The following is a 25,578-nucleotide window of genomic DNA, read 5'->3' on the forward strand; positions in this document are numbered from 1 at the left end:
CCTCAACCATACAAGCTGGTTTTTTAAGTAGTAGTTTCGAGTATCTTCTTTGGGTAAGTGGGCGGAGGGGAATGGCGAGACTCCTGCGGGAAAAAAGTGCAGGGTGAGACCCCACAGGACGCAGTCCGAGGAGGCTCACCGCGCTCCCGCGGAAAGCGAGCTATTCCCCGCAGCCCCCATCCACTCAGCATAAGTCTCGAAACTGAGTCTTCAAGAAACCTGTCATATACTTTAAGAAGACATAAAAAAACAACGTTCAAAAGGTGAACGTTGTTTTTTTATGCTTTTGGCTGATGAATTAAAATATCATAGCCTTCTTTTGCATTTTCGATCAAACACTTTTTCGGTGCTTTAGCGAAATAATTTAAATAGAGAAAATCAGAAAAAGATAATCCGATATTCACAGATGCAAAGAGTACAAGATACGCAAAATAATGAGGGAATACATATCCCATGACGAGTGCAGGAACTGTAATCAAAAAAGTTGGTGCAAGAGCCATCATGATTGATGTCTTCTTTGATAGTCGAGTCTTACACTGATAGGTGAAAGTCGGTACAAATCGCTTTCTGAATTTGAACTTAACCCGTAACCGCTTATAGCTGAGCATTAAAGGCAGCATATGCATCAGGCGATGCATCGCTGGTAAGAAAAACAAAATAACCAACAACGGTAGAAAACCGTGATCATTCATCTCATGCGTACCGTGGATCATTGAATACGGCAAGTATAAAATCAGGAATGAAAGTAGTCCTGTAAGAAAAGACATCAGGTAAACACGGTTCAGACCGAATTCTTTATTGATGTTTACTGTTTTCCAGCAGTTCATCATAAGAATCCCTCCCTTACAACAAAAAATACTGTGAATTTATTATGAATATCGATATGATAGTAGTACGTTTTATGTTTCGTTTGTTTGGCACAAGACGAATAATAGTATGTTTGGAGAGAAAAAGCAATAGGTTTTATGTAAAAAAAATATTTGCTTTTTATTCATTTGATGTAATAACTTTTAAACCTTGACATGACAAGGGTAACAGCAGGTTGTGGAGGGAGTATTTTGGAGAAGGTAAATCGATGTGAAACCTTTGCATTCCACTTGAATTTATTATTAGAAGTTGAAGAGATGAAGAAGTATCCATTTACGAAATTAGTCATTGAAAAAAGCTTAACAAAAATAGAATATATGGAAACGCTGCAGTTGTTAAGAACTCTGGAGGAGCGTTACGAAGAGGATATTGCTAACGGTTTAATACATCACAATGATTTGATGGTTCACTTTGCCGGGATGCTTTGTTACAAACTACCCATAGAAGAAACCTTGGAAGCGCTGGATCAACAGGGAATTCACACGGAGTTGACGAAACAACTCATTCTTCTGCACTATAAATAGAACCCATTCCAATATAGATTTATTGGAATGGGTTCTATTTGTTTGAACTCCTATTTGTTACGAGGACCTTGATTTCTTCTTATAATCTTCAATATCCGTGGGCTGTTGAACTAACGCTTCCTCTTCAATGTTTTCCAGTGAGCGTTCCAGGATTTCTATATATTCGTCTCCATAGATCTCCTTGATCAAAGCAGATAAATCTAAGAACTCAGGAAGCTTTCCATACATTTCTGTCATTGGCATAACGCCTCTCAGTACAGAATTATCTTCTGGATTATACTCATTAAGCGTTGCTTCAAGAAGTTCAATCCCTGCATCTGTTAATTCTACATAGGTGTTTCGTTTGTCGTTTTCACGCTTAGAAAACTGAAGGAGTCCGCGCTCTTCCATCTTTTTTGAGAAATTGAAGGCGGTTGAAACATGCATGACACCATACTTGGAAATCTCGGAAATGCTTGCCCCTTTCAAATGGTAAGCAATCCACAAAATGTGATGTTCGTTGATGTTTAATTGGAATGGCTTAATCCATTCCTGCCAGTCCTTTTCAATGGCTTTCCAAAGTGCTTTAGAAAGTTGAGCCATTTTATGACTATAGAATATGGCTTCTCTTTTTGAGATTTTTTCCTTCATTTTACCTCACCCTCTTAAGGTATTTTTTGAAACTATTCTATCTGCAAAAAGCTTTTAGGTTTAAAGAGTTTCCCACTTATAATCATATAAAATTTTTGTAAATTATCAAGATATAATGTGCTGAAAAAATAATTAACATGCGGAGATGGAATAAATATCTCCGCATGTTTGGGTAGGAGGGTTATTCAGAAGGGTTTTCGTTAGGGTCTATCACTTTAAATGCTTCAGCAATCCTTTCGTGAAAACGGACCATATCTTCCATACGTCGGTAGAGCTGATCTGCCTGTTCCATTTCTTCTTGATTGACATACTCCTGAATTCTTTCTTTTAACTCAACTTCCATACTTTCAAACGTATTTATTTGTCCATTTGCAGCTGTCTGCCACTTCTTAATATAAGAAGACATGAAGTTGCGATATAGGTTTTCATTCGCTTGATAGAGGTCCTTACGGAAGCCTTTTTTCCACACTCGTTCGACGAGCCCTTGATCTAATAAACCTCTAACCCCTGTACTCATAGAAGTTTTACTTTTACCCAAAGCCTCGCTCATTTCATCTAAAGTCATCGGACCCTGTTCCAGGTAGAGGGCAACGAACAATCTAGCATCCGCAGGGGTGAGCCCAAACATTTCCAATGTTTTAGAAAATTCATGTGTGACTTTCGTATGCATGTCTTCAAGAAAATGGTGGTCTTTTACTACCATAAGATCCTCCTTCGAAAAAATCTATGTACCACATTACTATAATTGCCATTTTTATAAAAATTACTGAAAGGGCTTAAATATAAAGCATTTAAAAGAAAAAATACGTAAATGTCTCCTTAAACTCTGTACAGTTTTAACTGTACATAATTTTTGTACTTGATTAAAAGTATTTATCGTTTGAACTTTCTATTACAAATAGGTTACATTATGTAAGGTGCCTGATTGAGTACGGAAATAATAACGACAAAACGTACCATAATAAATAAAAACAGAAGAGGTGAGAGACGTGCCGATCATTCAAGTAGAAAATTTATCGAAAATCTTCGGTAAGAATGCCAAAAAGGCGACCAAGTACTTAGATGAGGGTTTATCAAAAGACGAAATCCTCGAAAAAACCGGCAATACTGTCGGTGTTAACCGCGCGTCCTTTGATGTAGAAGAAGGAGAAATCTTCGTCATCATGGGGCTATCGGGGAGTGGTAAATCCACACTTGTCCGGTTGATCAACCGTTTGATCGAACCAACGGAAGGTAGTGTTTATATTGATGGCCAGGATCTGGCGAAGATGGACAGCAAAGATTTGCGAGAAGTCCGACGGGAGAAGTTGAGTATGGTCTTTCAACGCTTTGGCCTTTTCCCACATCGTACAGTACTGGAAAACGCGGAGTTCGGCCTTGAAGTCCAAGGGATTGATAAGAATGAGCGGAAGGAAAAAGCTAAGAAATCTCTGGAAATGGTAGGGTTGGGCGGATACATTCACCAATTTCCTGGCCAACTTTCCGGCGGGATGCAGCAGCGTGTTGGACTTGCGCGTGCCCTTGCCAACGATCCAGAAGTTCTATTAATGGATGAAGCCTTTTCTGCCTTGGACCCATTGATTCGTAAAGAAATGCAGGACGAGTTATTAGAGCTGCAGGAATCCATGAAAAAAACGATCTTGTTCATTACCCATGATCTCGATGAAGCGTTGAGAATTGGTGACAGAATCGCTCTCATGAAGGATGGACGCATTGTTCAAATTGGTACACCGGAAGAGATCCTGGTCAACCCAGCCAATGATTATGTTGAGAAGTTCGTTGAGGATGTGGATCGTTCCAAAGTGTTGACGGCTGAAAACATTATGAAACGACCAGAAACGGTGGATATTCAAAAACATGGTCCGCGTACGGCTCTTGAACGGATGCGTAAAGAAGGTCTTTCCAGCATCTATGTAACGGATGCCAAGAGAAACCTTCATGGATATGTAACGGCTGATGATGTTTCTGCAGCTGTAAAACAGGAGGCAGATAACTTGAAGGGCATTCTCCGCACTGATGTGCCGAAAGTGGAGCCTCAAACACCAATGCAGGAGATTTTCGATATTATTCATGATTCCCCGGTACCTGTAGCTGTTATTGAAGAAGGAAAATTAAAAGGGGTAATTGTAAGAGGAGCCGTACTGGCGGCCTTAGCGGGAAGTGAGGTGAATTTAAATGGAATTGATTCCTAAACTGCCTGTAGCTGAATGGATTGATACAGCAACAGAGTGGACGACAGATACATTTGAATTCTTGTTTGATTTTATAAAAGAAGATTTTGGTGACTTCATTGAAATTGTTGCTGAAGATTGGTTAATGGGTATTCCCATTTGGCTGTTCATTATTGTTGTAGGTGTTCTAGCCTTCTTCGCTTCTGGGAAAAAGTTGGGCTTAACGGCTTTTTCAGTCATTGGCCTGTGGTTTATAGCTAACCAGGAGCTGTGGGAAGAGTTGATGAACACATTTACGCTTGTTATTTTCGCCAGTTTAATTTCCGTTATTATAGGAGTTCCATTTGGAATTTGGATGGCCAAAAGCAAAGTGGCAGAGAAAATTCTTACACCTGTCCTTGACTTCATGCAGACAATGCCTGCCTTCGTCTATCTGATTCCGGCGGTTGCTTTCTTTAGTATCGGTATGGTGCCAGGGGTGTTTGCCTCTGTTATTTTCGCCACACCACCGACTGTTCGTTTTACGAACCTTGGAATTCGCCAGGTGTCCCATGAGTTGATTGAGGCTTCCGATGCATTCGGTACAACAGGAACTCAAAAACTCTTTAAAGTTCAATTGCCAATGGCTAAAAAGACGATTATGGCTGGGATTAACCAAACGGTCATGCTTGCATTATCCATGGTGGTCATTGCATCCATGATTGGTGCAAAGGGACTTGGACAGACGGTTATTACCGGACTACAGCGTGCTGAAGTAGGAACTGGTTTCGTAGCAGGTCTCGGAATCGTTATCCTTGCGATCATCATTGATCGTTTCACACAAAACTTGAACACCCAGCGTGGTGACTAATTACTGTTAGAAAAGGGTCCTTAGACCTTTTATCTATATAAAATTATTAAAAGGGGAGAATTTTACATGTTTAACTGGAAACGTTTCGGCATGGTTGCTGGACTATCTTTAACAATCGTAGCTGCAGGTTGTGGATCATCAGATGAGGAAGGTACAGACACATCAGGAGATTCTAATGGTGATGAAGCCTCTTCTGAAATGAATTACGGAGAAGAAATGGACTATGAAATTACCGGAATTGAAGCAGGCGCAGGTGTTGTAAGTTCTGCAGAAAAAGCGACAGAAGAATACGAAAACCTGAATGGTTGGGAAGTTGCTACATCTTCTTCCGGTGCAATGGCAACAGCTCTAGGTGAAGCCATTGAGAACGAAGAGCCAATTGTTGTGACTGGTTGGACGCCACACTGGAAATTCGCTAAGTATGATTTGAAATACCTTGAAGATCCAAAAGAAGTTTTTGGTGGGGAAGAACAGATTAAAACAATGGTTCGTAAAGGACTTAAAGATGAGAAACCAAACGCTTATAAAATCTTAGACCAGTTCAATTGGGAAGCTGAGGACATGGAAGAAGTCATGCTTGAAATTACTGACGGAGCAAGCCCGGAAGAAGCAGCAAAGAACTGGATTTCCAATAATCAAGACAAAGTAGATGCGTGGACAGAAGGTACAGAAGAAGTGGACGGTACTGAAGTCGAACTTGTTCTTGTAAACTGGGATTCTGAGATCGCTTCAACAAACGTCGTTGCAGAAGTTATGAAGGAACAAGGCTTTGATGTTACGATTACACCGCTGGATAATGGCCCTATGTGGGAATCTGTTGCCGCTGGTGAAGCAGATGGTATGGTGGCTGCTTGGTTGCCAGGAACGCACGGTGATCAGTATGAGCAAAACAAAGACAATCTAGAAGACCTTGGAGCGAACCTTGAAGGTGCCAAAATCGGTCTAGTTGTTCCTGAATATATGGATGTCGATTCTATTGAAGATTTGGAAGCAGCTGAATAATCAACTCGTAAAAACGTGTAGAGGATAAGCCTCTACACGTTTTTATTTTGCCCTCGGATAAATTATATATATGCTACCTTTAGTTGAAGACTCAGTTTCGAGACTTTTGTTGGGTAGATAGGGGCTGCGGGCAATAGCTCGCTTTCCGCGGGAGCGCGGTGAGCCTCCTCGGACTGCGTCCTGTAGGGTCTCACCATGCACTTTTTTCCCGCAGGAGTCTCACCATTCCCCTCCGCCCCCTTGCCATATAAGTATTTCGAAACCACTTTCAGGAAAGGGAAGCAACATGGATTCTCCAACTGCATTTTGAATGATAATGACTGTTATAGAGCGCTTTATCACTATAGATTCAGGATTTGTGAAAGACACGCATACCAGGCAAAGGGGGGCGTTTCTCATCTTTATTGTATGGGGGGGTGGGAAGCTTCGAGACTCCCGCAGGGCGTAGCCCGAGGAAGCTCGCCACTCCCCCACAGGAAAGTGAGTAGCTTCCCAACCACCCCTGACTCCAAAAATGGCAAACGGAGCCTCCAAACATCTCGAAATTGAGTCTTCAAGAAACCTGCCATATACTTTAATAACGGAATAGAACGACATGGGGTTGAATATAGATAGGGGAAAAGGACAAACATAAAAAATCCCGCTCGAGGCGGGAGGGGTTGGTTATTGATGGTTAATAACATCATGACTGGGTTGAGTCGTGTGGTCTGCTTGCTCAGCTTTTGCTTTTTCTTCCAGTTCTTTCAAGCTTGCTTCAATTTGTTCTAAATACTTCTGAATATTTTTTTGGTGTGGTTCAACCGTTCGCTTCCAGCTTTCAATGGATGTTTTCACATCTTCAGAAAGCTCTTTGATCAGCTCTGCCCCTTCTTTAGAAGTCTGAGCGATCTGATCTTTCAATTGCATTCCTTCCTCTTTTAAGCTGAGAACCGTATTTTTCAAATTCTCACTTTTCAGTTTGGCATTTTCTCTAAAATCACGACCGGAAGAAGGGGTGTTTAGTAACGTATAAGCTGCTCCCACGACGCCCCCGACTAAGAAACCCAGCGCTAATGATTTTCCATTCGGCATATCTGTCAGTCTCCTTTCAATCACTCTCTATTTTATATTTTCTCTTAATATGTATGAATGAAACCTTAAAAACATAAAAAAATATTCTTAGGATGAGAAGGTAAAGCAAAGGCACTACATTTGATGTAGTGCCTTTGGTGTAAGTCAAGGTTCATTCTGTATACCCTCTTTAAGAGGCTGGTTGAGCGGCTTTAGCAAGGTTTGTTCTTTTTAAAATCTTTTGAGCAATCGGGTACATGATGGCTACGAACAGCACGTTAAATGCTGCTGCGGGTAGAACTACTGTAGCAAACATAAGGCCGAAGCTCGCTTCCATAAGGCCGATGATATATAAGACAACACCTAAGAAGATGGAGCCACTGATCATCGTACCAATGGCTGCTAAAGCAGGCTGTACGAATTTTTGATGTGATATTTTTTTAGTCAATAGGACAAGCCCGAAGAAAGCAAATGCTGTGAAAGGCTTATCGATGATATTGGCCAGTTGGCCGCCTGGAACGGTGGTTGTCATGGCGGAGATGAAGCCTGTCGCTAAAGATAATAATAGTACGTAAGATGGTTTCGGGAACAATAAAATTCCAAGAAACATCATGGCGAGCATCATATCCGGCCGCATCCCGAAAAAGAATGGGGGTGCGACAGCATGCAGAACAGCACCAATTCCTACAAATAAAGATAACATGACTAAAACACGAATATTCATTTAAACATCTCTCCTCAACTATTCTAAACTCATCTAAATTTACACTCCAACCGTGTCCTCATGACCGTTTGCGAATGTATGGTAGTATTATAGCAGTTTTTTCTTCAGGAAATCAATCCATTTAACCAGAGATATGATGGTTGATCTTACCGGCGATGGTCTGTAGTTCTTCTTTGGAATAATCATCGGAGTGGACTTCCCACTTTGCACCGAATCCATCCCCTTCACCATATCTCGGAATCAGGTGGATATGTAGGTGGAAAACGGATTGGCCAGCTGCTTCCTCATTGTTGTTTAAAACGTTTAAACCAATAGGAGCATAGGTTTCTTTAATTGCATTTGCGATTTTCGGAACTCTTGCGAAGAGTTTCTCAGCTGTTTCTGGGTGTGTGTTGTAAATGTCCTGGCAATGCTGTTTAGGAATAACCAGCGTGTGGCCTTTGGTTACTTGACTGATATCAAGAAAAGCGTACACCTCATCGTCTTCATACACTTTCGCTGAAGGAATTTCCCCATCAATGATTTTGCAGAAGATGCATTCATCTGCCATATGCAAACACTCCTTTCTATTTGATAGCATTGTACCATATCAAAGAGAGAAAACTCGATGAAGACGGTGAGTGAAAAGTGTAACGGATGGTAAAGTATGATAAAATTTGTGCAGGAAAATTAATGAAGTGAGGGATAAGATGGAACCTTTATTACATATTAAAGACCTCCATGGAGGATACACCCATAAAAATGTACTGCATGGCATATCTTTCGATGTCCACCCGAATGAAATCGTCGGCCTCATCGGTTTGAATGGTGCGGGTAAAAGTACGACCATCAAACACATCATTGGAATGATGCAGGCGAAAAAAGGAAAAGTATCAATTAATGGAACATCATTCGAAGAAAACCCTGAAGAGTATAGGCAGCAGCTCGGTTATATCCCTGAGATGCCGATCTTATATGATGAATTGACACTGTATGAACACTTGCATTTGACGGCTATGGCCTACAATGTACCAGAAGATGTATTCAAACAAAGGCTGCAGCCGCTTCTCAAAGAATTTCGTATGGAGAAAAAGCTTAAATGGTTCCCTGTGCACTTCTCTAAAGGGATGCGTCAGAAGGTCATGATCATGTGTGCCTTTCTAATTGAACCTGACCTCTATATCGTCGATGAACCTTTTGTTGGCTTGGATCCTCTCGGCATACAATCCTACCTGCAGTTGATGGAGGAGATGAAAGAAAAAGGTGCAGGAATTCTGATGTCCACTCATATTCTCGCTACAGCAGAGAGGTACTGTGATCGTTTTATCATCCTCCATGAAGGCGAGATTAGAGCTAAAGGGACACTGGAAGAGCTGCGCACGTCATTCAATCAGCCTGGAGCCTCTCTTGATGATATCTACGTGCAGCTGACAAAGGAAGAACAATATGATTAATGCAAAAGAGTTCTGGAAAAAGCGTTTCTCTGAACACACAAAAGAGACCGGCCGTTACTTAAGGTATATTTTCAATGAACACATTGGTTTTGCCTTGTTGTTCTTTATTTCAGCTCTCGCTTATTACTATCGGCAATGGCTGCAAGACCTGCCGGCGGATTTTCCTACCGTATGGATTGTGGCGCTCGCATTTGGATTCATCACAGGCTACAGCCCGGTTCGTACCCTTCTCAAAGAGCCGGACTTGGTTTTCCTGCTTCCAGGTGAGTATCAATTGGGGGATTACTTCAGACGCTGTTTATATTACAGTTACGTTGTTCAGCTTTATCTCATTTTGCTTGTATCGGCAGCCCTGGGTCCTTTGTATTTTGCCTCCTATCCAGACCTCGGTACCCGGCATTATTTAATGATGATCGGTGTAGTTCTTGTCATTAAAGTTTGGAACATGATGTCAAACTGGTGGATGTTGAAAGAGAGAAGCCCCAGGATACGATTCATGGACCAGGTCATAAAAGTATTATTGAACATTACCATTTTTTATTTTCTCGCTCAGGGAGAGTGGATTTATGCGAGTATCGTGACGGTACTGCTTGTAGGTGTCGTCCTTTACACCTATTCTCTCTCCAGACAAAAAGCTGGACTCGCCTGGGATTTACTTGTAGAAAAAGATCAGCAGAGAATGAGGACCTTTTACAGAATTGCCAATATGTTTGTGGATGTTCCTCACTTAAAAAATACAGTGAAAAAGCGCAACACTCTTGTACGAGCGATTGTGGATCGGGTTCCTTACCGGCAAAACCAGACCTTTTCCTATTTATATAAAATCACTTTTATACGAAGCAGCGATTATTTAGGCATGTACATCCGCCTAATAGTGATTGGTGCACTGGCTATTTGGTTTGTATCCAATCTATGGGTAAAGGTCGCGTTTGCCATTCTATTTCTCTACTTGAGTGCTTTTCAAATGATGACATTGTGGAATCACCACCGTACGATTGCTTGGCTGGATCTATATCCAGTTAAGAAAGAATGGAAAGAAAGAGCAATTCTGCAGTGGTTACAGCAGATCATGTTGTTTCAAACGTTCTTATTCGGTCTATTGTTTATCATTCAATGGAACCTTATAGGTCTTGTACTCGTATGGGTAGGTGGAAGTATCTTCAGTTATCTATTTATACAAAATTATGTGAAAAAGAAATTGACGTAACAGGGAAGACTACTTAAGCAGTCTTCCCTGTTTCATATCCAATTACATCCATACTTCATTGTAATTAAAATATTCGGAGGTGTTCAATTTGAATTATGAAGAGAGGGCTAAGCAGGAAGCGTTGCGTTGGAGTAAATCCTTGGATAAACGATCGTCTATTATCCAGAGGAGCTCTAAACAAGTGCAGTCCAGGATTAATGAAAAGATTCCTGATCGTGTCCACGGTGTGGTGACAGATAGTGTGCGTGCTATGATTGAGGCTGCTTTAACAACATCGGAGTACATCCGCCCAGTAAAAGTCCATCCGGATTGGAGTTTTGAAGAACGTGAGAGGCAAGTCCGTGAATTAGTTAAAACATATAAGAAAACAGCATCCGTGGAAGGTGCTGGGACGGGTTTTGGAGGTTTTTGGCTGGGAGTAGCTGATTTCCCACTATTATTAAGCATAAAGATGAAGTTTTTATTTGATGCAGCTCAGGTTTATGGATGGAATGTCCATTCGTACGAAGAGAGGGTCTACTTGCTTCATGTATTTATGCTCGCTTTTTCCAGTGACAAGGCCCGCGGGGAAGTGAAACGTAAAGTTTTAGAATGGAACGATTTAGAAATGAAAGAGAAGAACGTGGACTGGAAGGGGTTACAAATCGAGTATAGGGATACCCTGGATCTTGTGAAGCTTCTGCAACTTCTTCCGGGATTCGGTGCTATCGTAGGGTATGTGGCTAATGGGAGACTTCTTGAACAATTAGGGGAGACGACCATTCAAACCAGCCGCCTCCGCTTACTTTAACGTTCTTGATAACTAATAAATGATTGGAATAATGTTTTAGCTGCGTGGGGCAGTGCTTTTTCATCGAAATCAAATTTCGGGTGGTGATGTGGGTAGTAATGATCTGGAATTTGAGCGCCTGTAAAATAAAAGGTGCCAGGCTTATCTAATAAGTAATAAGCGAAATCTTCTCCAGCCATGACCGGTTCGATTTCTTCTGTACGTAAAGACGGGTCAGCCTTGTGGGCGTGTTGTAAAACTAAGTCCGCTTCTTCGGGGTGATTGACAACGGGAGGGTACCCCTTTTCATAAATAAACTCGTAGGTGGCGCCGTTTGCATCACATGTTCCTTTTATAACTTTTTCCATTTCTTCAATGATCAAGTCTTGAACTTCAGGATCGAAAGTTCTCACTGTACCGGTTAAGGTTGCTGAATCCGCAATGACATTAAATGTAGTCCCTGATTCAAACGTTCCCACTGTTAGGACAGCTGTTCTCAATGGATCTATCCGACGGCTGACGATTTGCTGCAAGGAAGAAACCATTTGAGAGGCGATGACGATCGCGTCTTTTGTTTGATGTGGCTGTGCCCCATGCCCACCTTTGCCTTGAACTTTGATTTCGAATCGATCTGCTCCGGCCATAAAAGGTCCTTTAGACGTTTGGATGACTCCTGTTGGAGCATTCACCCATAAATGAGTGCCGTACACAGCATCTACATCCGTAAGAACTCCTGATTCGACAATTGGTTTTGCTCCCCCAGGCGCATACTCTTCAGCGTGCTGATGAAGGAAAACGATTGTTCCTGGAAGTTCTTCTTTAAAGGGTAGAAGGGCTTCGGCGAGCCCTAAAAGAGCGGCGGTATGTCCATCATGACCACACGCATGCATGGCCCCTTCATTTTTGGATTTATAAGGTACGTCATTTTCCTCCTGAATAGGAAGGGCATCAAAATCTGCTCTCAGCGCGACCGTCTTCCCCGGTAGTCCACCTTCAAGCCTGGCTACAACTCCATTTCCTCCAATGTTACTTTCATACGGAATTCCCAACTCCTCATATGTATCGGCAATAAACTGTGCCGTCTTCTCTTCCTTGAATGATACTTCTGGATATTGGTGCAAATGACGGCGAGTTTCAACCATTTTCCCGTATTGTTCATCAATCGCTTGAAAGATGTTCTCCCACATTATCTTTTCCTCCTTGCCATCTTAGTGAAGTTTGGCAACTATTTTTATAAATTGTAATATACATTCAGAATATTCTCAAATGTGTGCCATTCCGGGAAAAAGAAAAACCCCCTGCTTTGGACAGGGGGTGAAAAAGTTAATCTTGTAAACGGGAATCTTGTAGTAAACGACCGATTTCTTCCATATGACCGGTTTCGTCTGCAATCATATCATCAAGTTTTACGGATAATTCGGTTAGTCCGAGTTCCTCTGCTTGTGCTTTACGCTCCTCATACCGCTTAATCGTCTGACGCTCCGCTTCTCGTGCTTCTTCTAACATTGGTCTCACTTCAGTCATCTGTTTGACTTCCGCAGGTGTTGTCGTCGGAGTACCGCCCAGCGTGCTGATTTTTTCAGCTAAATAAAGAGCGTGTCCTTGTTCATCAGTCACTTCACTCTCGAAAAATGGCTTGAGGACAGAACGGTAGAGCCCTGTAACAACAGCTGCATTATTCGTGTACATAATAGAAGCTGCATACTCATGAGCCAAGTCTTCGTTGAGTCCATCGATTAAATTTTGCAATTTTTGATCCATACAACAACATCCTTTCTTATTTGCTCTACTTTAGATATTCCCATCACTCTTCGGTTTAAACATTCCTCCGACCAGAGGCGGAGAAAACTCCATTCTCAGGGTTGTTTTACAGGACCGCGGTTACATGTAAGGTTAGATTATACATTCGATTAAGAAGTTTTAGGTATTTACTTTGAACCATTTATGAAAGAAAAGGGAATTCTGGACTTCTGTCGAATGTAATTTACGGAAGGTTAAAAAAGGGTGAGCATTATGAATAATAAAATTTCTCAAATTATCATCGCACTATTATTAGTTGCATTTGGCTTTGTTCTTCTCTTGTCGAATTTGAATATTATTTCCCTGGAAATGAGATGGACGTGGGCCAATATTTATCCGATCATTTTATTAGTGATTGGTCTGAAAACTTGGCTGGACGCGATATTGAAAAAAGGCGGGAGTTGGATCATCGGTTCATTCCTCACCATCTTCAGTACACTCTTATTATTGGATCGACTGGGGATCTTTGAATTCTCTTTTGGTGATGTATGGCAGCTTTGGCCTCTTCTTTTCATATACTTTGGATTCAGTATCTTTTTAGGTAAAAACAAATCTAAAGTGAGAATTGAATATGATTCTAATGGTTCTTCTTCAAACAAACTGAAATCCAAGCATATGATGATTGGAGACCATTCTTTCAATGAGGAGAACTGGAAGGTGGAACCCATGGATTTATGGAACGGAGTTGGTGACTACCGGTTCGATTTCACACGTGCTTTCATTCCGGATGGGGATACGCCGATCGTTGTCCGTGGCTGGGTGGGAGACGTTAAAATGTTGATTCCGAAGCATGTTCCTTATCGAGTAGAAGCGAAGGTGAAGACGGGGGATATCCGTGTCGGGGGCCAGAAAGCTGATGGAATGCATAGAAGTGTGGAATATGAAACCGATGATTATTCGATGGCTACTCGCCGGTTAACCATTGGTGTCGATCTTAAGGTCGGTTCAATTCGAATCGATCAGGTGTGAAAGGCGGGAGAGCATGTTAAAGCACTTGAATAGTATACGTTACATGTATATCCGATCACATCTTTATGGACTTATTTTAAATACGTTTATCCTGCTCAGTATCTTATTATCAATGTATGTGTGGTTTCAGCCGGATTGGTTGAGTGCAGGTGCGATTTTAATGTTTATCCTGCTTTATGTGGTGCTTGGGTTTATTATGTCTCTTTATGCAGGCTTTCGGTCCAGCGGGGATGTTAAACACCGACTGGATTACATATCGATGATGATCACACAGCTTTCGCGAGGGAACTTCAGTAAAAGGATTTATTTTAATGAAAATGATGAGATTGCCGCTGTAGGGGATGAATTGAATGTTCTTGGCGAGAAATTGGAGCAGCAGAAGGATTCGCTTGTAAAGCTTGCCGATGAGAAAAGTGAGCTGGCACGCACGGCTCATAAAGCAGCAACGATTGAAGAGCGGCAGCGACTGGCCCGTGATTTACATGATGCTGTGAGTCAGCAGTTATTCGCCCTGACAATGATGGCACAGGCGACAGAAAAGATTTTCGATCGCCGCCCGGACAAAGCAAAAGAACAGCTTCAGGAAATCACTCAAATGGCTCTTCAGGCGCAAACAGAGATGAGGGCGCTGCTTCTTCACTTAAGGCCCGTTCATTTATCAGGGGAACCACTTGCGGAGGGGATTAAAACTTTAATTGAGGAACTGCGGCAAAAATGTCAGATCGACTTTGATGTGGATATGGAAGATTTAGGAGATCTCCCGACAACCGTTGAAGAGCAGTTGTTCAGGGTCGTACAAGAAGCGCTCTCCAATATATTAAGACATGCCAATGCCTCTGAGGTGAAGGTGGAAGCCACTCATGATCAAAAGGAGATCTTCCTACATATCGCCGATAACGGTGTCGGTTTTGATACAGAGGATAAGAAAGCCAACAAGGCCTCCTATGGATTGAAAACGATGCGGGAACGGTGTGAAGAAATTGGGGGTACTTACTCCTTACGTTCCAGAAAAGGGGAAGGGACACATATTGATGTTCGTGTTCCAGTAAAAGTAAATGAAAAGGGGGAGAAGGAATGATTCGTGTCGTAGTCATAGATGATCACGATGTCGTGCGTAAAGGTGTTATTGCTTATTTAAGTACGGAAGAGGATTTGGACATTGTGGGAGAAGCAAGCAGTGGATATGAAGGGGCAGCACTCGTTAAAGATAAAAAACCGGATGTTGTTCTCATGGATTTAATTATGGAAAACGGGACGGGAATTGAAGCGACAGAAGAAATCATGAAAACGGAAACCTGTAAAATTATCATTTTGACGAGTTATTACGATGATGAGAAGGTTTTTCCTGCGCTTGAAGCAGGTGCGTTCAGTTATATGCTGAAAACATCTTCAGCTGATGAAATAGCTGATGCCATACGCAAAGCCGCTCTCGGTCAAAATGTGATTGAGCCGAAAGTCGCTACAAAAATGATGACCCGTTTCCGTCAAGACCGAAAACTGCATGAAGAGCTTACAAAACGAGAACTTGAAGTGTTGAAATGCGTGGGGGAAGGAATGACGAACCAGGAAATCAGTGATGCGCTTTATATCGGAATTAAAACTGTGAAAACTCATGTCAGTAACATTCTAAGTAAACTTGAGGTTCAGGACCGCACCCAGGCTGCTGTTTATGCCCACCGGAATGGATTGCTTAAAGAATGAAGGAAGACCGCTTAATGGCGGTTTTTTCTTTTTTAAACCACCTTTTATTCATATAAAAATAACAATGGTATGGCGGACTATGAAACTACTTTGTTTTCGAGAGAATACCTAGTATAATGGCATGAGAGAGAGGTAGAAAGGATATAAAATCATGAAAAAAAGTATGGAAGCAGCGCTGTTCCTGCTATGGGCAACATCACTTGTTGCTACTGTCGGGAGCCTGTTTTTCTCAGAGGTTCTTGGCTATGCGCCCTGCGAGTTGTGCTGGTATCAGAGAATACTGATGTACCCGCTGGTGCTCATTTATGGGACAGCTTTATGGAAAAAGAAATGGGATGTAGCTTTTCCGGGGATCATTATGAGCGGAGTGGGGATCTTCGTTTCTATCTATCATTACATGCTGCAGAAGATTCCGTCGCTTTCAGCAGCAGATACATGTGGCCTCGTCCCTTGTAATGGTCAATACATTAATGTTTTCGGATTTGTGACGATTCCATTTTTAGCAGGAACCGCTTTTATCATCATCTTTATTGTTCATTTATTTGTTGTTGTAAAGAAAGGAAGGAATGACGCATGAAAAAAGGTATGATCATCTTTGCAAGTGCTCTTGTAGTGCTTGTTGTAGTTCTCGTGTTTGTTGTGAACTATCAAAACTCAGAAAAAACCGCAGATAACCCGTACGGAAAAGAAGACTTGCATCAGGCAACCATTGATCAATTGGATAACCCTGATTATCAGAACCAAATTCAACCGGATGCTCTCGAGGAAGAAATACAATCAGGAGAGCCTACAACCGTTTATTTTTACGATCCGACATGTGTCCACTGTCAGCGTACGACTCCAAGAATGATGCCAATCGTGGATGAATACGACCTGGATGTCAAAAAAATGAATGTAAGAGAATTTGAAGGTGAGTGGGACAAATACGGGATTGAAGGAACACCTACCCTCATTCATTTTGAAAACGGGGAAGAACAGGCAAGAGTTTCAGGTGAACAATCCGTTCGGGATTTAGACGATTTCTTCCAACAGGAAGTCATGGGCAGCGAATCCGAACAAAAAGAGGAATAAAAAAAGTGAGCGGTTCTCCGCTCACTTTTCCTATGCTACTTTTCAAGTTCAATCATTTGATATTTTGTAATGTAAGCATCGCCATCAATAAACGATGGCTTCTTCTGGTGCTGAGGACCGGATTTTTTGTGAGCTTCATCAAAAGACTTGGAGTTCTTCCAGTCTTCGAAATCTTGTTCACTGCGCCATTGAGTAAGGACAACGTACGTATTGCCTTTTAAAGGACGAAGGATTCGGATGGCTTGAAAGCCTTCACGATTTTCTACATTTCCCGCTCTTTTTTTGAAGCGGTCCTCAAAAACGGGACGTCCTTCGTCACTGACAGGGATGTTGTTCATCACAACATAGCCCGTGGATTGCATCGTACCGACATGATCGACGGTTTCATAGTTGCGTCCTTCTTCAAAAATGGACGTATCTTCCCCTTCATAGTAGGCAACCGTTTTGTCCTGATCCTGCATGAAAAACAGGGATGTTCCAGGGTGTTGTTGACTCAGTTTGGATAAGTAATTCAATGTACCATTGGTCATCGATACTTTCATAGCCGATGTCTCCTTTCCTGCGGTATCTTCAGTTTAGCAAGCAGGGTTCCTTGGTGGCAAGTTTGAAGGATAGAACAGAAAGGATGCACGTAATTTGAACATCAAAGATTTGAAAAAACGCTTACCTGCCTGGTCCAGGCGATTGAAGTGGCCGGCCCTTTTCGTCCTTGCTTTTATAATGATCATCGGAATGGGTTATCTGATCATATTATTCGGAGGGCGTTTTGTCGTAAACGAGGAGGATTTAATTCTTGATGAGATGACCACGGTGGAGACAGCCGAAGGCAAAGTCATTGAACGGATCTATACGAAAAACCGGAAGAACGTATCCATTCAAGAGGTTCCCGAACACGTCAAGGATGCGTTCATAAGCATAGAAGACAGCCGCTTCAGAGAACACTCCGGTGTTGATTTCAAAGGGATTATGAGAGCGGTCTATAAAGACATCATCGCCATGGAAAAGGTGGAAGGTGCAAGTACAATTACTCAGCAGCTGGCCAAAAACATTTTCCTCTCGAATGAAAAGACGTGGATGAGAAAAACAAAAGAAGTCATGGCGGCTCTTTACTTGGAGCGCAATTTTTCAAAAGATGAAATTTTAGAGTTGTATTTGAATCGCATTTATTTCGGGGAAGGGACGTATGGCATCGAAGCTGCTTCCCAACATTATTTTCAAAAAACGGTTTCAGAATTGACGGTTGCTCAAGGTGCTTTACTTGCAGGATTACCTAAGGCACCGAATACTTATTCTCCGTTCGATAACCCGGATGACGCCGAGCAGAGAAGGAATGTTGTGCTGGCAAGGATGTACGACACAGGAAAGATTGATGCAGCAGTCATGAAGCAAATGCAAGGTTCGACGCTTGCTGTGGAGCAGGGAGAGGAAACGAGTGAAACCTGGTCCAACAGTTATGTGGATCTCGTCATCCATGAAGCAGCGGAAAAGTACCATATCTCCCGTGATGAGTTGAAACGTGGTGGGTACCGACTAGTGGTGGAAATGGACCCCAGCATCCAGAAAATAGCTGCAGAAGAGATGAAAAACGGTGAGTTTGTCCCAGGTTCCTCGGAGTCAATCGAAGGAGCTCTCACTCTCATGGATCACTCGACAGGTGCGCTTATTGCGGTTGTGGGTGGACGTGATTTTAAACACGGTGACTTCAACCGTGTCCGGGCGAAGCAGGCTCCTGCCTCCATCATTAAACCATTTGCCGTCTATGGTCCTGCTATGATGACAGGAGATTATGATCCATACAGTCTGTTATCTGATGAAAAGCAGACGTTTGGCACCAATGATTATGCCCCGAATAATTATGATGACCAATATGAAGGTGAAGTCTCCTTGTACCAGGCTTTGATCGAGTCGAAGAATGTATCAGCCGTATGGCTCCTTGATCAAATTGGTATCTCATATGCCAAAGAATATTTAGAGAAAGCCGGGCTGCCGACAAAAGATGATGGGTTATCCATTGCTCTCGGTGGATTGTCTGATGGTTACACACCTCTGCAAATAACCGAAGCTTATGGTGCACTGGCTCAAAACGGAAAAAGACAAGAAAGCTATACTATTTCAAAAATTCTGGATCGAAACGATAACGTGATCCACGAACATGATTCTGATGAGACAGAAGTATTCAACGCGCAGACGGCTTGGTATTTAACAGAAATCCTTCAGACGACTGTACAGGAAGGGACAGCGAAGACAGGTGAATACCCTAAGGCATTAGCAGGGAAGACGGGGACTCACCAGGATCAGCATGTGTGGTTTGCCGGATACACACCTGAATACGCGGGGGCGCTATGGATGGGCTACGATCAATCAGGAGAGATTGATGGAAGCAGTGCTTATCCGACTCGCCTCATGAAGCAAATATTGAGAAGGATCGATCAGGAAAAAAATCTAGCTGCACGCTTTGATCAGCCGGAAGGGGTGAAAAGCCTGCCTGAACCTGTAGACCTTCCCATTTTAACGGATGTAACCGGAAGGCTGAATTTGTCCGGACTTGCTTCCTTAAGAGGAACGATTCGTTGGTCCGCCCCTGACGATGAGCGTATCGTTTACCGTATTTTCAGAGAAGAAAACGGAGAAGATGTTAAGGTCGGAGAAGTGACGGGAAAAAGTGAGTTTAAGGTCAGTGCTTTTGGCATCTTCGATCAGACGAGTTATTACGTCGTACCCGTGGATCCATTGACAGGGAAGAAGGGGCAGTCTTCCAATACGGTAACCCTGAGCTGGGACCTGTGAAAAATAGCACAAAATCATGACAAATGTTTCATTTTTCTATACAGAAGAACAATAAATCGTTATAGTTGTAAGCGGATAAATGTTGAACGTGAAAAGGAGTTCTGAAGATGAACAAAATTGAAAATGACACGATTTTAAAAGCTTTCCGGGGGGAAGAGACTGACCATACCCCTGTCTGGTTCATGCGTCAGGCTGGGCGGTCGCAGCCGGAATATCGCAAACTGAAAGAAAAGTACTCATTATTTGAAATCACCCATGACCCTGAGCTTTGCGCTTATGTGACACGTCTTCCCGTGGAGCAATATGGCGTCGATGCAGCGATTCTTTACAAAGACATTATGTCTCCACTTCCGGCTATTGGCGTGGACGTAGAAATTAAAAAAGGCATCGGACCGGTCATTCACAATCCAATAAAAACAAAAGCGGATATTGAAAAGCTTGGAACCATCGACCCTGAAGATGATGTGCCTTATGTTATGGATACGATTCGTCTATTAACGAAAGAACAGCTCACGGTTCCATTGATTGGTTTCAGTGGTGCACCTTTCACCCTGGCGAGCTATATGATTGAAGGTGGACCATCAAAAAATTACAATAAAACCAAGTCGCTTATGTACAGGGAACCGATGACATGGTTCGCACTTATGGACAAACTGGCAGACATGGTGGTTGCGTATGTTAAAGCACAAGTCGCAGCAGGGGCCAGTGCCATTCAGATTTTCGACTCCTGGGTTGGTTCTTTGAATGTCGAAGATTATCGTACGTTTATTAAACCAGTGATGCAGCGGATTTTCTCTGAACTGAAAGAGGAAGGTGTACCGCTGATTACTTTCGGTGTAGGAGCGAGACACCTCATTCATGAATGGGACGACCTTCCTGTTGATGTGCTTGGTCTGGATTGGCGTATGTCGATCACAGAAGCAAGAAATGAAGGGATCACAAAGCCACTTCAAGGAAACCTGGATCCATCGATGCTTTTAGCGGACTGGGATACCATTGAGGAAAGAACAAAGAAAATTATTGATGAGGGAAGACAACACCCTGCTCACATTTTCAACCTCGGCCACGGTGTAACACCGGATATCAAACCGGAAACATTGAAGCGGCTGACTCAACTCATCCATGATTATTCCAGGAAATCTTAATGGCGTTTTAAAAAAGATGAAGAGGTGAAGGAACATGGCAAAAAAACAAATGGGTTTACTAGTAATGGCCTATGGGACTCCTTACAAAGAAGAAGATTTAGAGAGGTATTACACTCACATCCGACGCGGACGCAAACCATCGGATGAGATGCTGCAGGATCTCCGTGATCGTTATGATGCCATCGGTGGTATTTCTCCACTTGCCCGTATTACAGATGATCAGGCGGAAGCTTTGAAGGATGCATTGAATGAAAAGCAGGACGAGATTGAGTTTAAAGTTTATCTTGGACTGAAGCATATTGAACCGTTTGTAGAGGATGCGGTTGCTCAGATGTCTGAAGACGGGATTGAGGAAGCCGTTTCCATCGTGCTTGCCCCTCATTACTCTACGTACAGCGTGAAATCTTACAATGGTCGTGCCAAAGAGGAAGCCGAAAAACATGGTATTTCCATTCGTTCGGTAGAAAGCTGGTATGATGCGCCCGGCTTTATTGACTATTGGAAAGATGTCATCGAAGCGGAATACGCTAAGATGACGGAAGACGAAAAGGAGAAAGCCTGCCTGATTGTCTCTGCGCACAGTCTACCGATGAAGATTTTGGAAGGGGGAGACCCTTATCCGGATCAATTGAAAAGAACAGCGGAATTGATTTCAGAAGCTACTGGAATTACACAATATGAAATCGGCTGGCAGAGTGAAGGCAATACACCAGACCCGTGGATTGGCCCGGACGTCCAGGACTTAACGGAAGAGCTTTATCATGAAAAGGGATACCGCAGTTTTGTGTACGCCCCAGTTGGATTTGTATCCGATCACTTGGAAGTCCTTTATGATAATGACTACGAGTGTAAAGTGGTTTGTGATAAAGTTGGAGCTGATTATTATCGCCCGGAAATGCCAAACACTCACCCGAAGTTTATCCACACACTTGCTGATGTTGTCGTGGATAAAGTGAAAGAGTAGATCTTTTATGGAAGAGAAAAAGCGTGTCGTGGTCGTAGGTGGAGGAATTTCAGGGTTAACCTCCGCCTACTACTTACAAAAAGAAGCACGGGAAAAAGGCTATTCATTGGATGTTGAATTATTGGAATCCAGCGACCATCTAGGTGGTAAAATCCATACGGTACAAAAAGACGGCTTCACGATTGAACGAGGACCGGACTCTTTTCTCGCCCGTAAAGAAAGTGCCGGGCGTCTTGCGGGGGAAGTTGGCCTTGGGGATGAACTCGTCCCGAACGGTACAGGTCAGTCCTACATTTTGGTGAACGGTAAACTCCATAAAATGCCTAGTGGTTCTTTTATGGGGATTCCTACTAGAGTCCGTCCATTCCTTTTCTCAGGATTATTCAGTCCTGTAGGAAAAGCGAGAGCTGCTTTAGACTTGGTTAAGTCCAAAAAAACGGTAGATGGTGATCAGTCACTCGGCTTGTTTTTCCGTCGAAGGCTGGGGAATCAAGTGGTTGAAAACTTGATTGAACCGCTATTGTCTGGTATTTATGCAGGAGATATTGATCGTCTAAGTCTGCAATCCACGTTTCCGAATTTCTATGATCTGGAACAGAAGTACGGAAGTCTCATTAAAGGATTGCGTCAGACGTATCCGATGAAGGCGCCGAAAAAAGGGGAAAAGAAACCGAGCATGTTCCGTACATTAAGAAACGGACTTGGTTCTCTTGTTGAAGCGGTCGAAGGAAAGTTGGAACCTGGAACGGTTCAAAAAGGCGTGAAGGTGGACCATATTGAGAAGAAAGCCAATGGCTATCATCTTTTATTAAGTGATGGAACTGTAAAAGAAGCAGAGGCGGTTATATTAGCCGCTCCTCATTATGCCGTACAGCGTATGCTGTCTCAGTATGACTTCTTAGAGCCATTCAAAGAAACCAATGCTACATCTGTAGCAAACGTCGCCATGGCCTTTGATGCCTCAGCCATTAAAAAGGACATCGACGGGACCGGTTTTGTTGTCTCAAGAAACAGTGATTTCCGGATTACCGCTTGTACATGGACCCATAAAAAATGGCCCCATTCCACACCGGAAGGAAAAGTTCTCCTGAGATGCTATGTTGGGAAACCTTCTGATCAGGAAGTGGTAGATAAAACGGATGAAGAGATTGAAGAAATCGTCTTAAACGATTTGAACAAAACGATGAATATTACGGCTAAACCTGAATTCTCTATTGTCACCCGATGGTATGACGCGATGCCTCAATATACGGTCGGTCATAAACAAAGAGTTGATGAGATTACGGAACGAATGGAAAAAGACCTTCCAGGCGTTTACCTTGCAGGTGGTTCCTACAGAGGAATCGGTCTGCCTGATTGCATCGATCAGGGTGAAGCAGCCGTTCAAAATGTCATAGATTTTCTCTTTCATTAAAAAGGAAGCATTCCCAGGAATGCTTCCTTTTTCTATCCATTCCTTCTTCAACAATCGCCCATATAGTTGGAAAAAACCTTATCTATTGGTCATGATTTTGACAAAGTCCTGGGTGAAAGCTTCTTTATCGAAATCAATAATGATGCTGTGCATAGGGTAGTCCTCAATATATTCTGGAGCAGGTCGGAAGTCAGCTAAAGTTAACCCTTTAGAAGGTCCGGTTGTATTTACTTTTACCTGCCGTTCTACGACCTTATAATATTCAGGATTCATTAAATAGGAAAATAGTGTAACGTCATGGAGGGGAGCCCCATCAATTCCTGGAATGATCGATTCATATTGGGTACTGTAGTAATCCATGATAGGAGAAATGATTTTTGAGAAGGGCGTATCGTTTTCTATCGCTACTTTTTTTATTGTGTCCAAAGGGATGACAGCCCGATTACTTATATTCAAAGGGACAAAGGTAATATTTTTTCCATGAGCGGCAACGATTTTAGCGGCTTGTGGGTCGCCATACACATTTGCTTCTGCTACCGGGGTGCGATTACCGGGTACAAAGAATGCTCCTCCCATTACGTAGACATTTCCTGTTTTATGAATGTTACTTTCAGCCTGGATAAATGTAAGAGCAAGGGAAGTGAAGCGAGATAGATTGATAATGTTCAAATCCCTCCCATATGTATGGATCAGTTCGTACACCTTATGAAAAGGGTCATGGGCAGGTGTCTGAACGGGTGGGATGATTTCTCCTAGACCGTGGGTTCCATGTATGTCAAAGAAAAACTCTGGATCTGTACCTGTCAGAGGTTTATCCGCTCCTTTGATAATGGGTATATTCGTACGACCAGCCAATTGAAGTAGGTATGCGGTGTTTCTTAAGGCGATTTCCTGACTGACGTTCCCATACTCTGCAACGATGCCAACAACCTCAATTTCCGGATGTAGCAGGGCATACATAATGGCAAAAGCATCATCCACACCAGGATCTGCGATGATCAGAACTTTTCTCAGGTGGATCATCTCCCTATTTTTTCCTATTTTCATTTTATTAAAGGTGGAAGGTCAATATGTATCTTTGATTATCGATTCCAATGTGGGGGTTGGGAGTAAAATCTATCCCAATATATGAAAGGGCTTGCAAGAAAACCGAATGATTAGTATGATTAAAATTGGAAACGTTTTCAAGAAAGCATCAAGGGGGAGTAAGTATGGCTACGATTGAAGATGTAGCGAAACTGGCTGGATTATCGAGGACAACGGTCTCCCGGGTCATCAATGATCAGCCTTACGTGACAGATGAAAAAAGACAGCGAATCATTCAAGCCATGAACGACCTTGGGTATGTCCCGAATTCTTCCGCCCGTCGTCTTCGAAGTCAAAAGACGGAGACCATTGCCGTTCTTTTGCCACGCCTGACGAACCCTTTTTTCGGTAATTTGATAGAGGCGATGGAAGAAAAGGCTTCTGAGTGGGGATATCAAGTAATCGTCTGTCAAACACATGATTCCAAGAAAAAAGAAATGGATTATTTACAATTACTAAAGACGAAGCAAGTAGATGGTGTGATTATGGCTTCTCTTGTAAATGAATGGGAAGATGTTAAGTCCTTTTTAGATTGTGGACCCATTGTCTTTTGCAATGAATATATGGACGATTCCAGCATTCCAATGATTCATATGGATCACAGGCAAGCGTCATACGAAGCGACTCTTCACCTCTTGGAACAGGGATGTAAAAACATATCCTATGTAAGTGGTGGTCCAGAAAGTCACTTGGCCAAAAAACGAAAAGAAGGTTTTACTGAAGCTTTGTGTGAATATGGCCTTACTTTTCAGGAGGAATTAGCGATTGATTGGGCTATAGATGTAAGTGATGGTCAAAAAGTCTTTCATATGATTAAGGACGAGCTGCCACATGTAGACGGTGTGTTTACGGGGAGCGACGAGGTTGCGGCTGGTTTGATTTATGAAGCGACTTCCACATCCGATTGGGTAATCCCGGAGGACTTGGCCGTGGTGGGCTTTGATAATCAGATGATATCTTTATTAATGGTCCCTTCCGTTACAACGGTTGAACAACCCGTAAAGCAAATGGCTGATAAAACGGTGGAGGTTTTAATTCAACAACTTCTGCATCCCGGAGCTCTTGCCCCGCACAGATATGTTTACCCTCATCAGCTGCTTGTAAGAAATTCCACAAAACGAAAAAAACTATCCATCCAGTAGCACGGTCTGCCGGATGGATAGTTTTTTTGTGGGGTTATTTCACTATATGGCAGGTTTCTTGAAGACTCAGTTTCGAGACTTATGCTGAGTGGATGGGGGCTGCGGGGAATAGCTCGCTTTCCGCGGGAGCGCGGTGAGCCTCCTCGGACTGCGTCCTGTGGGGTCTCACCCTGCACTTTTTTCCCGCAGGAGTCTCGCCATTCCCCTCCGCCCACTTACCCAAAGAAGATACTCGAAACTACTACTTAAAAAACCAGCTTGTATGGTTGAGG

At 42.7% G+C, this 25,578-nt stretch carries 27 protein-coding genes; 17 read left to right on the forward strand and 10 right to left on the reverse strand.

The genetic code is table 11. From position 1 onward, the window contains the following. Window positions 1-278 precede the first annotated feature (278 nt). Window positions 279-830 (reverse strand): DUF3267 domain-containing protein, encoded by a 552-nt coding sequence (locus GLW00_RS19845; protein ID WP_160916950.1) that lies wholly within the window; start codon window positions 828-830, stop codon window positions 279-281. Window positions 831-1,058: 228 nt separating this feature from the next. Between GLW00_RS19845 and GLW00_RS19850 the strand changes: the two genes are divergently transcribed. Next, window positions 1,059-1,391, forward strand: coding sequence for a DUF1878 family protein (locus GLW00_RS19850; RefSeq protein WP_160916952.1), 333 nt, complete (start codon window positions 1,059-1,061; stop codon window positions 1,389-1,391). Window positions 1,392-1,448: 57 nt separating this feature from the next. On the opposite strand, the gene GLW00_RS19855 is transcribed toward GLW00_RS19850, so the two are convergent. Together GLW00_RS19855 and GLW00_RS19860 are read right to left on the reverse strand one after the other, a co-directional pair. Further along, window positions 1,449-2,021 carry an HTH-type transcriptional regulator Hpr gene (locus GLW00_RS19855; protein WP_160916954.1) on the reverse strand — a complete coding sequence of 191 codons (573 nt, stop codon included), beginning with the start codon at window positions 2,019-2,021 and terminating at the stop codon, window positions 1,449-1,451. A gap of 181 nt (window positions 2,022-2,202) precedes the next feature. After that, the gene (locus GLW00_RS19860) at window positions 2,203-2,724 is read right to left on the reverse strand and encodes a GbsR/MarR family transcriptional regulator (protein WP_160916955.1); all 522 of its coding nucleotides are present in this window, start codon (window positions 2,722-2,724) and stop codon (window positions 2,203-2,205) included. A 286-nt stretch (window positions 2,725-3,010) separates the two neighbouring features. Between GLW00_RS19860 and proV the strand changes: the two genes are divergently transcribed. The 3 genes from proV (at window position 3,011) to GLW00_RS19875 (ending at window position 6,044) form a co-directional block, all read left to right on the forward strand. Next, window positions 3,011-4,213: a glycine betaine/L-proline ABC transporter ATP-binding protein ProV gene (gene proV / locus GLW00_RS19865; protein ID WP_160916957.1), complete on the forward strand. Its 1,203-nt coding sequence runs from the start codon at window positions 3,011-3,013 to the stop codon at window positions 4,211-4,213. Beyond that, complete coding sequence (locus tag GLW00_RS19870; RefSeq protein ID WP_160916959.1) at window positions 4,197-5,042, forward strand: ABC transporter permease; 846 nt, start codon at window positions 4,197-4,199, stop codon at window positions 5,040-5,042. Before proV ends, GLW00_RS19870 begins: the two co-directional genes overlap by 17 nt. Window positions 5,043-5,108: 66 nt before the next feature. Further along, entirely contained in the window at window positions 5,109-6,044 is a 936-nt protein-coding gene (locus GLW00_RS19875) for a glycine betaine ABC transporter substrate-binding protein (RefSeq protein ID WP_160916961.1), read from the forward strand. Window positions 6,045-6,707: 663 nt separating this feature from the next. On the opposite strand, the gene GLW00_RS19880 is transcribed toward GLW00_RS19875, so the two are convergent. From GLW00_RS19880 to GLW00_RS19890, 3 genes are all read right to left on the reverse strand, one after another. Continuing rightward, window positions 6,708-7,115, reverse strand: coding sequence for a YtxH domain-containing protein (locus GLW00_RS19880; protein ID WP_160916963.1), 408 nt, complete (start codon window positions 7,113-7,115; stop codon window positions 6,708-6,710). A gap of 169 nt (window positions 7,116-7,284) precedes the next feature. After that, window positions 7,285-7,818 carry a tryptophan transporter gene (locus GLW00_RS19885; RefSeq protein ID WP_160916965.1) on the reverse strand — a complete coding sequence of 178 codons (534 nt, stop codon included), beginning with the start codon at window positions 7,816-7,818 and terminating at the stop codon, window positions 7,285-7,287. Between the two features lie 121 nt (window positions 7,819-7,939). Then, window positions 7,940-8,398, reverse strand: a complete 459-nt coding sequence (locus GLW00_RS19890) for an HIT family protein (protein ID WP_160916967.1) — start codon at window positions 8,396-8,398, stop codon at window positions 7,940-7,942. Between the two features lie 109 nt (window positions 8,399-8,507). On the opposite strand from GLW00_RS19890, the gene GLW00_RS19895 reads away from it, so the two are divergent. From GLW00_RS19895 to GLW00_RS19905, 3 genes are all read left to right on the forward strand, one after another. Continuing rightward, complete coding sequence (locus GLW00_RS19895; RefSeq protein WP_160916968.1) at window positions 8,508-9,251, forward strand: ABC transporter ATP-binding protein; 744 nt, start codon at window positions 8,508-8,510, stop codon at window positions 9,249-9,251. Then, window positions 9,244-10,458, forward strand: coding sequence for an ABC transporter permease (locus tag GLW00_RS19900; RefSeq protein WP_160916970.1), 1,215 nt, complete (start codon window positions 9,244-9,246; stop codon window positions 10,456-10,458). Before GLW00_RS19895 ends, GLW00_RS19900 begins: the two co-directional genes overlap by 8 nt. A 79-nt stretch (window positions 10,459-10,537) precedes the next feature. Further along, window positions 10,538-11,248, forward strand: coding sequence for an EcsC family protein (locus GLW00_RS19905; protein ID WP_335808499.1), 711 nt, complete (start codon window positions 10,538-10,540; stop codon window positions 11,246-11,248). Here the strand turns inward: GLW00_RS19905 and GLW00_RS19910 are convergent. Both GLW00_RS19910 and GLW00_RS19915 read right to left on the reverse strand, forming a co-directional pair. After that, window positions 11,245-12,414, reverse strand: coding sequence for a M20 metallopeptidase family protein (locus GLW00_RS19910; protein WP_160916974.1), 1,170 nt, complete (start codon window positions 12,412-12,414; stop codon window positions 11,245-11,247). The genes GLW00_RS19905 and GLW00_RS19910 overlap by 4 nt on opposite strands. A gap of 136 nt (window positions 12,415-12,550) precedes the next feature. After that, entirely contained in the window at window positions 12,551-12,988 is a 438-nt protein-coding gene (locus GLW00_RS19915; protein ID WP_160916976.1) for a ferritin-like domain-containing protein, read from the reverse strand. Between the two features lie 252 nt (window positions 12,989-13,240). Here GLW00_RS19915 and liaF point away from each other — a divergent pair, with 252 nt between their 5' ends. The 5 genes from liaF to GLW00_RS19940 all read left to right on the forward strand — a co-directional run bounded on the left by liaF (window position 13,241) and on the right by GLW00_RS19940 (window position 16,768). Then, the gene (liaF, locus tag GLW00_RS19920; protein ID WP_160916978.1) at window positions 13,241-13,996 is read left to right on the forward strand and encodes a cell wall-active antibiotics response protein LiaF; all 756 of its coding nucleotides are present in this window, start codon (window positions 13,241-13,243) and stop codon (window positions 13,994-13,996) included. Window positions 13,997-14,009: 13 nt separating this feature from the next. Then, the gene (locus GLW00_RS19925) at window positions 14,010-15,074 is read left to right on the forward strand and encodes a sensor histidine kinase (protein ID WP_160916980.1); all 1,065 of its coding nucleotides are present in this window, start codon (window positions 14,010-14,012) and stop codon (window positions 15,072-15,074) included. Next, window positions 15,071-15,697, forward strand: coding sequence for a response regulator (locus GLW00_RS19930; protein ID WP_160916982.1), 627 nt, complete (start codon window positions 15,071-15,073; stop codon window positions 15,695-15,697). Before GLW00_RS19925 ends, GLW00_RS19930 begins: the two co-directional genes overlap by 4 nt. A 151-nt stretch (window positions 15,698-15,848) precedes the next feature. Further along, window positions 15,849-16,274: a disulfide oxidoreductase gene (locus GLW00_RS19935; protein WP_160916984.1), complete on the forward strand. Its 426-nt coding sequence runs from the start codon at window positions 15,849-15,851 to the stop codon at window positions 16,272-16,274. Next, window positions 16,271-16,768 carry a thioredoxin family protein gene (locus GLW00_RS19940; protein ID WP_160916986.1) on the forward strand — a complete coding sequence of 166 codons (498 nt, stop codon included), beginning with the start codon at window positions 16,271-16,273 and terminating at the stop codon, window positions 16,766-16,768. The genes GLW00_RS19935 and GLW00_RS19940 overlap by 4 nt, the downstream gene beginning before the upstream one ends. A gap of 35 nt (window positions 16,769-16,803) precedes the next feature. Here the strand turns inward: GLW00_RS19940 and GLW00_RS19945 are convergent, their stop codons facing one another. After that, entirely contained in the window at window positions 16,804-17,310 is a 507-nt protein-coding gene (locus tag GLW00_RS19945) for an antibiotic biosynthesis monooxygenase family protein (RefSeq protein WP_160916988.1), read from the reverse strand. Between the two features lie 94 nt (window positions 17,311-17,404). Here GLW00_RS19945 and GLW00_RS19950 point away from each other — a divergent pair, with 94 nt between their 5' ends. The 4 genes from GLW00_RS19950 (at window position 17,405) to hemY (ending at window position 23,078) form a co-directional block, all read left to right on the forward strand. Then, window positions 17,405-19,555 carry a transglycosylase domain-containing protein gene (locus GLW00_RS19950; RefSeq protein WP_237417616.1) on the forward strand — a complete coding sequence of 717 codons (2,151 nt, stop codon included), beginning with the start codon at window positions 17,405-17,407 and terminating at the stop codon, window positions 19,553-19,555. A 107-nt stretch (window positions 19,556-19,662) separates the two neighbouring features. Then, on the forward strand, window positions 19,663-20,700 hold the full coding sequence (gene hemE / locus GLW00_RS19955) for a uroporphyrinogen decarboxylase (RefSeq protein ID WP_160916990.1): 1,038 nt from the start codon (window positions 19,663-19,665) through the stop codon (window positions 20,698-20,700). Between the two features lie 34 nt (window positions 20,701-20,734). After that, window positions 20,735-21,664 carry a ferrochelatase gene (gene hemH, locus GLW00_RS19960; protein WP_160916992.1) on the forward strand — a complete coding sequence of 310 codons (930 nt, stop codon included), beginning with the start codon at window positions 20,735-20,737 and terminating at the stop codon, window positions 21,662-21,664. A gap of 7 nt (window positions 21,665-21,671) precedes the next feature. Next, complete coding sequence (gene hemY, locus GLW00_RS19965; RefSeq protein WP_160916994.1) at window positions 21,672-23,078, forward strand: protoporphyrinogen oxidase; 1,407 nt, start codon at window positions 21,672-21,674, stop codon at window positions 23,076-23,078. Between the two features lie 78 nt (window positions 23,079-23,156). Here hemY and GLW00_RS19970 read toward each other — a convergent pair whose 3' ends face one another. Further along, complete coding sequence (locus GLW00_RS19970) at window positions 23,157-24,101, reverse strand: nucleoside hydrolase (RefSeq protein WP_160916996.1); 945 nt, start codon at window positions 24,099-24,101, stop codon at window positions 23,157-23,159. A 188-nt stretch (window positions 24,102-24,289) separates the two neighbouring features. Between GLW00_RS19970 and GLW00_RS19975 the strand changes: the two genes are divergently transcribed. Next, on the forward strand, window positions 24,290-25,306 hold the full coding sequence (locus GLW00_RS19975; protein ID WP_160916998.1) for a LacI family DNA-binding transcriptional regulator: 1,017 nt from the start codon (window positions 24,290-24,292) through the stop codon (window positions 25,304-25,306). The last annotated feature ends 272 nt before the right edge of the window (window positions 25,307-25,578 follow it).

Origin of the sequence: Halobacillus litoralis (assembly GCF_009856445.1) — a bacterium.
GTDB classification, from domain to species: domain Bacteria; phylum Bacillota; class Bacilli; order Bacillales; family Halobacillaceae; genus Halobacillus; species Halobacillus litoralis.